Source organism: Pedobacter anseongensis (assembly GCF_037482965.1).
GTDB classification, from domain to species: domain Bacteria; phylum Bacteroidota; class Bacteroidia; order Sphingobacteriales; family Sphingobacteriaceae; genus Pedobacter; species Pedobacter anseongensis.
In genome coordinates, this window is sequence record NZ_JBBHKB010000001.1 from 1,581,987 (window position 1) to 1,589,461 (window position 7,475).

Here is a 7,475-nt window from a genome sequence, read left to right on the forward strand (position 1 = left end):
AGAGCCGTAACTATTTTATTACAGCCGTTTTATGTTTAATTACAGTAATATTTTTGATAACGAAGCATTAACCTATGCTAAATACAGGGAGTTGGTTGATGACCTTTTAGCCGTTGGTAAAACCACTGGTCCAGATCATTCTGAAGAACTCTTGCACTATACCAAAATGAATGTGCAGCGGATGAAAAGGGTAGAGAAAACGACTATTTTAAACGATGAACTGCTTACTGCAATCGACAACGTAAAGCAGCATTATCGTTTTTTGGTGATGAGTGAAGGCTGGTGTGGCGATGCGGCGCAGATTGTTCCAGTTATCGATAAAATGGTTTCGGCCGCACCAGATAAGTTTAGCTTACGTTTACTATTAAGAGATCAACATCTGTCGATTATGGATGAGTATTTAACCAATGGGGGTAGAGCTATTCCAGTGGTGTTGGTTTTAAATGATGAAGGGGAAGTGGTATTGCCAAAATGGGGACCACGGCCAGCGGTTTTGCAATCGTTACGCACAGCGTGGCAAAAAGAAGGGTTAGATTCTGTTAAAATTGGTGAATTATTGCATGGTTGGTATGCAAAAGATAAAACACAGGAAACGCAAAAGGAGTTTGCCGCACTTTTAAGGAAATTATAGCCCGTTAGCATCATACCAACTCGCATTTCCGAAATAGCTATTCGCTAATGGCTTCATCAGCTTTAATCCATTAATACTGTTCGTAAAGCAAACCATTATTTGTTCTTTTTCTGGGTTGATGATGAAAAACGCTTTGTAATCGCCATTATCGCCCCAATGCCATGCAAATTTTCCGATTTCATTTTTTTGAATGCCTATTCCAAGCCCCCAAAATATCTGCTTGGTGTTGGTTGGTACTTCATCGGTTAACATCGTTGATAAGTGTTGTTTAAGCAATGCCTTTAAGAATAAACTATAATCGGTTGCTGTGGTTAATAATGAAAATGCAGCATTGGGCAGGAAAAATTCGCCTCTTTCTGTAATTTCGTTTTTGCCATTATATCCAAAAGTTGCAGTTTTTGCAAATCGTTCTTCCCAAATAAAGGATGAATTTTTCATTTCAAGTGGCGTGAACACTCTTTCTTTGGCAATTTGCTGAAAATCTTTTTTCAAAATATTTTGAATAACCAATTGTAAAAAGACAAACCCTTCGCCAGAATAATTCCATTTTGTACCGGGTTCGAATTGCGTTTTTAAGGCCGATGTGCTCCATCCTTTTTGCATCGGATTTTGTGCCCAATTTGGCCAACCTGTAGTATGGTTTAATACCATTCGAGCAGTTATTTTTTTCGAATTGGGGTCGTTTTTTATTCTTGGGTAATCAAAATAACAATATAATGGAGTGTCTAAGGCTATCTTTTTCTCTGCCACCAACTGCAAGCATACATAGGCTAAAACTACCTTGCTTAACGATGCAGCTTGAAATATAGTGTTTGCATTTAATCCCTGTTTACCACCGGTATATGCTGTTCCTAACGAATAATTTGTGGTTTTATCTTTATCAATCCACACAAATTGAAGGCCTGGCACCTTAGAATCAGATCTTAATTTATCGATGGTTGCGGGTTGAGCGAATGCTGTATGTATTGCTATAAGTAAGGAAATAAGGCTTAAAGCAAAGATTTTCATTTTAATCGACAGTAACTGTTAATCCTTCTTGCTGCAATATTTTCCGATACACTTCCATCTCTGTAAACGAACCTTCCAATACTGCACATTTGCCTTTATTGTGAACTTCCCAAGCAATTTTTTCAGCCTGCGTCTCCGTATAGTCCAAATATTTCATCATGCACCAAATTACGTGCTCAAAGGTGTTCACATCGTCGTTCCATAAAATTAATCGATGAACGGTCTTTAAAGAAGTTAAAATTTCTTCAAGCGTAAATGTTTCTTCCTTTGTTTCAGTTGACGGCATGGTGCAAAATTACGGAATTGAATCGAGAATGGAAGACCAAATTAGTTACATTTGTTTTCTAATCAAATTGTTATGAACAGCTCAAAAATTGCGGGTATTGGTTATTATGTTCCCAAAAATATATATACTAACAACGATTTATCACGTTTTATGGAAACCAACGATGAATGGATTCAAGAACGTACCGGAATAAAAGAGCGTCGTTTTGCAGATCGACTTGAAGAAACTACAACTACAATGGGGGTTGAAGCAGCCAAAATTGCCATTGAAAGAGCGGGGATAACTGCAAAGGATGTTGATTTTATTATTTTCGCCACCTTAAGTCCTGATTATTATTTCCCAGGATGTGGAGTATTGCTGCAACGTGAAATGAAAATGAAAGAGGTAGGGGCGCTTGATGTTCGAAATCAATGCTCTGGGTTCTTGTATGCGCTTTCTGTGGCCGACCAATTCATCAAAACTGGCATGTATAAGAATATATTAGTGGTGGGTAGTGAAAAGCACTCGTTTGCGATGGATTTTGAAACGCGGAGTCGAAATGTTTCGGTGATCTTTGGGGATGGTGCTGGAGCAGTAGTCTTACAGCCGGCGAAGAGAGAAGGGCAGGGAATTTTAAGCACGCATTTACATAGCGATGGGGCTGAGGCCGAAATTTTAGCCATGTTTTACCCAGGTTCTCATGCAAACAGGTGGATGCCAGATAAGCCTGGATATCCTGATCAGGAGCTGGGTGGACTTTTTATAACACCTGAACAAATGGAGAGTGGTGCTGCATTGCCGTATATGGACGGGCCAGCTGTTTTTAAAAAGGCTGTAGTTAAATTTCCAGAAGTAATTAAAGAAGCTTTGGCGGCAAACAATTTAACGGCAGATGATATAGATTTACTTATTCCGCATCAAGCAAATTTACGGATTAGTCAGTATGTACAGCAACTCTTAAAATTACCCGATGAAAAAATTTTCAATAACATTCAAAAATACGGCAATACCACCGCTGCTTCAGTTCCTATAGCACTATGTGAAGCATGGGAAGAAGGTAAAATTAAGGAAGGTGATCTGGTTTGTTTAGCTGCTTTTGGCTCTGGATTTACTTGGGCAAGTGCGCTAGTAAGGTGGTAAATATGGAAGATGTGTTTGTTGAATAAAATGTTAAATTTTTAAGAAATCAAATGCTTTTGTTTTAACGGTATTATGATGTATCTTTAAGATTACGTTAAATAAATACCGATGGCGCTCCAAGCATATACAGGGACTTTTGGGAAGACGGAATTAACACATTTGCTTAAACGTAGTTTATTTGGCGTGAATAGGGCGGATGTAAGTTCGCTAGTAGGCAAAACCCTAACTGAGGTGGTTGATTATCTTTTACTAGATATGCCTTTGCCCGTACCTCCTATTAACAATTATAATGATAGCAATTTTACCGATCCTGCAGTTTCGTCGGGTGCAATTTGGGTAAATGCAGTATATGATGGGAATGCGAATAGCAGAAGAATAACATCGTTTAAGTCGTGGTGGGTGGGTCAAATGCTTACTCAACAAGTTTCTTTACGAGAGAAAATGGTGTTGTTTTGGGCAAACCACTTTTCAACCGAAACGACTGTAGTTGGCGATGCGAGATATATTTTCAAGCATAATAACCTTTTCAGAACCCTTGCTTTTGGTAGTTTTAAGGAGATGGTTAAACAAGTTACTATTGATCCTGCGATGTTGCGCTATCTAAATGGATATGTAAATACCAAAACTGCTCCAGATGAGAACTACGGCAGAGAACTGCAGGAATTGTTCACCATGGGTAAGGGCCCAAATTCTAAGTTTACCGAGGCAGATGTAAAAGCAGCAGCGCGAGTATTAACAGGCTTTCAATTGGATTCGAGAAATATCACGTCTATATTTACGGCGTCGAGGCATGATACTACCGATAAACAGTTTTCGGCTTTTTATGGCAATAAATTAATTAAAGGCAGAACAGGTGCAGATGGTGCTAATGAAGTGAACGACATGATCGATATGTTATTTACGAATACTGAACTCGCCTTGTATATCTGCCGCCGTTTATATACGTATTTTGTGTATTATGATATTACGCCTGCTGTGGAGCAAAATGTGATTGTTCCCCTTGCCGATATTTTTAGAACAAGCGATTATCAGATTAAACCAGTTTTAAAAGCACTATTTACGAGTGCAGATTTTTTTGCGCCACAAAATAGATCGTGTAGTATTAAGTCGCCAATCGAATTTATGGTTGGTCTTTGTCGAGAGTTTGAAATTGTTTTCCCTGATTCGTTAGACTATGTGAATTTATATTACATGTGGGATTATATTCGAGCACAAGCACAAACCACTCTACAAAATCTTGGCGATCCGCCGAGCGTGTCAGGATGGGAAGCATATTATCAGGCACCACAATTTTATGAACTTTGGATTAATTCAGATACCCTTCCTAAACGTAATGCATTTACCGACCGCTTTATCAGTACAGGTTATACTCGAAATGGCAAAAAAATTAGTATAGATCCTTTAGCCTATACGGCCAAGTTTAGTAAGCCTGAAGACCCCAACCAGCTCATAGCCGATGTAATTGCCCATTTATATACCATAGATGTAAGTGCCTCCGTTAAAACTTTCTTAAAAAGTATCTTATTAAGCAATCAAATAACTGATGTTTATTGGACAGAAGCTTGGACCAATTATAAACTCGATCCCACCAATACTGGGAAGAGAAATATTGTATCCACTAGGTTAAAAGAGTTTTATAAGTACATCATGAATTTAGAGGAGTATCAACTATCATGAATAGGCGGGAATTCATTACAAAAACATTACCAGCAGGCGTTGTATTACCGTCACTAATTAATGGATTTTCTTTAAAAGCATTTGGCGCGTCGAGCTTGTTATCGGCCATGACTGCTGCTACCGAAGAGACGGATCATGTACTGGTTATTATTCAATTAAATGGGGGCAATGATGGATTAAATATGATCATCCCATTACAGTATTACGATAACTTAGTGCTTGCAAGGCAAAATATTATCTTACCACAAAATAAGATTATCAAACTAGGTAATTTTAGTACGGGCTTGCACCCTAAAATGACAGGATTAAGTAATTTATACGATGAAGGTAAAGTTCAAGTTATTCAATCTGTAGGTTACCCATCGCCTAATTTTAGCCACTTTAGAGCCACAGATATTTGGCAAACAGCTTCAGATGCAAATGTAGAAATTGAAACGGGTTGGGCGGGTAGATATTTGGGCGAATCATTCCCTAATTTCCCTATTGGATTCCCTAACTCAGTAATGCCCGATCCTTTGGCCATTCAAATTGGCTCGTTTTTATCACCTGCCTTTCAAGGCCCTTCTATTAATATGGGAATGGCAATTTCTGATCCGGTTAATTTTTATAACCTCATAAACGGCATCCAAAGTCCTGCTCCAAATACCAATGCCGGTAAAGAACTTACCTATATCCGGCAGGTTTCTCAACAGACACAACAATATGCTAATGTGATTAAAGCAGCGGCAAATAAAGTTAAAACACAAGCCACTTATCCTACAGGTAATTCCTTGGCAGATCAACTTAAAATTGTAGCACGATTAATAGGAGGAGGTTTAAAAACAAGAATGTATATGGTAAATATAGGTTCTTTCGATACGCATGCTAATCAGGTAGTTACCAATGCCACCGATACCGGAACGCATGCTACCTTACTATTAAAAGTAAGTGATGCCATCAAAGCCTTTATGGACGATTTAAAATTGCAAGGTGTTTCTAAACGTGTAGTGGGGATGACTTTCTCTGAATTTGGCCGCCGTATTAAATCGAATGCAGGTGGAGGAACCGATCATGGTGCTGCAGCTCCGATTTTAGTTTTTGGTGATGCCATACAAGGGGGTGTTTTAGGTACGAATCCTGTAATTAGTGCCACCACTTCGGTGAACGATAATATTCCTATGCAGTACGATTTTAGATCGGTATATGCCACTTTATTGGAAAAATGGTTCTGCGTAGATAAAACGGTGCTACAAAATGTGATGTTCAAAAACTTCCAATCGCTGCCCATTATACAAGCTGGAACAAATTGTGTATCTACTGATGTAACCGCTGTGAATCTTGCCAGCGGAGAGAATTTAATCACCAATTATCCAAATCCATTTACCTCAAGAACTACGATTAAATATACCTCGGCAGGAGGTCATGTGCTTATTCAGGTGTTTAACACAATGGGCAAGTTGATTACTACTTTGCAGGATGGAATGAAGCCTGCTGGCGCCTATACTGTTGATTTCGAGAATCGTTATTTTCCACCTGGTGTGTATTATGCACGATTGCAAAATGGAGACTTGCAGCAGGTGAGGAATATGATGATTGTGCGGTGATTTCTGTTGTGGGTTGCGGGTTGTGAGTTGCGGGATTAGATGTATAGCCTTTGTTGATAAAAAGCCTTTGCGCTCTTCGCGGTAAAAAATCACTCGGTTTCTCTGTGAAATTCTCCGTGGCCTCTGTGGTAAAAAACTTCGTATCTTTGTATATGCAATTTAAACTTGGTGATTTTGTTCGTTTTGTAGACGAGAAGCGGGAAGGTTATGTAACACGAATTATTGATTCTCAAACCTTAGGGGTTACGGATACGGATGGATTTGAAATTCCGGTAGCCATTAGTAATTTAACAAGTGTTTATGGACATCAATCTAATTTGGCAAAGCCCGATGAATTAACGAATGTTCAGGCGCCTGCCGATGAAAAATTTGTAGAAGAGGGTATTTATATTGCAGTGGTTGAAGCGCAAAAAGCCAGCTCAGTGGTGCATTTTACTTTAATTAATAGAAGTTCCTATCAATTGTTAGTTAGCTTAAAAACCGACTTAAAGGGGAAATATAAAGGCGAATTTGGTGGTGTAGTACAGGCGAAAGGACAGACACAACTATATAGCGAGAACTTGGCCGATTTAGAAATTTGGCCAGATTTTAACTTTCAAGTTTTGTTTTTTACCGTTGCGAATATAAAACCCAAGGCACCTTTGCTGCTAAATAGAAAGTTTAGAGCAAAAGATTTTAGTATTTCGAAAAGCTTAATTCCTGAACTTAATAAGTTTGGTTGGTTGATTCGATTGGATGAGCCATTACCCCTCATCGATGCAAAAAAGTTAAAGGAGAGCCTGTTTAGGGGCTCTAGCGACCAGATTAAGGTAGCTGTTCCTTTGACAGAAATCGATTTACATATCGAAAAACTGAGAGATGACCATCAATTCTTAGGTCAATCCGAGATAATAAACATACAGTTGGCTTATTTTCAGCAAATGCTGGATGCGGCCATTGTACATCAACTGCCTAAAATTGTATTTATCCACGGGGTGGGAAATGGAACATTACGGCACCATATCCACAAGGTGATTAGCAAACATCCGCAAGTGCGAACCTTTATGGATGCACAGAAAGAGAAGTTTGGGTTCGGGGCCACGGAGGTTGTGTTTAAGGTTTAATTTTTGCCACCTGAGAAAACCTCAGCGGTTAGTAGCATAGGGTAATTTACTAGTTTAAGATGCTTTCG

7 protein-coding genes are annotated in these 7,475 nt (G+C 38.9%); 5 read left to right on the forward strand and 2 right to left on the reverse strand.

What is annotated here, in order from left to right:
- Nucleotides 1-31: 31 nt before the first annotated feature.
- Nucleotides 32-631 carry a thioredoxin family protein gene (locus WG904_RS07060; RefSeq protein WP_339578592.1) on the forward strand — a complete coding sequence of 200 codons (600 nt, stop codon included), beginning with the start codon at nt 32-34 and terminating at the stop codon, nt 629-631.
- Here WG904_RS07060 and WG904_RS07065 read toward each other — a convergent pair.
- Together WG904_RS07065 and WG904_RS07070 are read right to left on the reverse strand one after the other, a co-directional pair.
- Nucleotides 626-1,639: a serine hydrolase domain-containing protein gene (locus tag WG904_RS07065; RefSeq protein WP_339578593.1), complete on the reverse strand. Its 1,014-nt coding sequence runs from the start codon at nt 1,637-1,639 to the stop codon at nt 626-628. The genes WG904_RS07060 and WG904_RS07065 overlap by 6 nt on opposite strands.
- A gap of 1 nt (nt 1,640) precedes the next feature.
- The gene (locus WG904_RS07070; RefSeq protein WP_339578594.1) at nt 1,641-1,925 is read right to left on the reverse strand and encodes an ATP-dependent Clp protease adaptor ClpS; all 285 of its coding nucleotides are present in this window, start codon (nt 1,923-1,925) and stop codon (nt 1,641-1,643) included.
- A 72-nt stretch (nt 1,926-1,997) separates the two neighbouring features.
- On the opposite strand from WG904_RS07070, the gene WG904_RS07075 reads away from it, so the two are divergent.
- The 4 genes from WG904_RS07075 to WG904_RS07090 all read left to right on the forward strand — a co-directional run bounded on the left by WG904_RS07075 (nt 1,998) and on the right by WG904_RS07090 (nt 7,407).
- Nucleotides 1,998-3,044 (forward strand): 3-oxoacyl-ACP synthase III family protein, encoded by a 1,047-nt coding sequence (locus WG904_RS07075; RefSeq protein ID WP_339578595.1) that lies wholly within the window; start codon nt 1,998-2,000, stop codon nt 3,042-3,044.
- A 108-nt stretch (nt 3,045-3,152) separates the two neighbouring features.
- Entirely contained in the window at nt 3,153-4,721 is a 1,569-nt protein-coding gene (locus tag WG904_RS07080; RefSeq protein ID WP_339578596.1) for a DUF1800 domain-containing protein, read from the forward strand.
- Nucleotides 4,718-6,304, forward strand: a complete 1,587-nt coding sequence (locus WG904_RS07085; RefSeq protein WP_339578597.1) for a DUF1501 domain-containing protein — start codon at nt 4,718-4,720, stop codon at nt 6,302-6,304. The genes WG904_RS07080 and WG904_RS07085 overlap by 4 nt, the downstream gene beginning before the upstream one ends.
- 152 nt (nt 6,305-6,456) lie before the next feature.
- Nucleotides 6,457-7,407: a Smr/MutS family protein gene (locus tag WG904_RS07090; protein ID WP_339578598.1), complete on the forward strand. Its 951-nt coding sequence runs from the start codon at nt 6,457-6,459 to the stop codon at nt 7,405-7,407.
- Nucleotides 7,408-7,475 lie beyond the last annotated feature (68 nt).

Bases quoted from the DNA above. Each gene is read 5' to 3' on its own strand.
- WG904_RS07070 (WP_339578594.1), bottom strand. From the start codon at position 1,925: ATGCCGTCAACTGAAACAAAGGAAGAAACATTTACGCTTGAAGAAATT.
- WG904_RS07075 (WP_339578595.1), top strand. From the start codon at position 1,998: ATGAACAGCTCAAAAATTGCGGGTATTGGTTATTATGTTCCCAAAAAT.
- WG904_RS07080 (WP_339578596.1), top strand. From the start codon at position 3,153: ATGGCGCTCCAAGCATATACAGGGACTTTTGGGAAGACGGAATTAACA.
- WG904_RS07085 (WP_339578597.1), top strand. From the start codon at position 4,718: ATGAATAGGCGGGAATTCATTACAAAAACATTACCAGCAGGCGTTGTA.
- WG904_RS07090 (WP_339578598.1), top strand. From the start codon at position 6,457: ATGCAATTTAAACTTGGTGATTTTGTTCGTTTTGTAGACGAGAAGCGG.
- WG904_RS07060 (WP_339578592.1), top strand. From the start codon at position 32: ATGTTTAATTACAGTAATATTTTTGATAACGAAGCATTAACCTATGCT.
- WG904_RS07065 (WP_339578593.1), bottom strand. From the start codon at position 1,639: ATGAAAATCTTTGCTTTAAGCCTTATTTCCTTACTTATAGCAATACAT.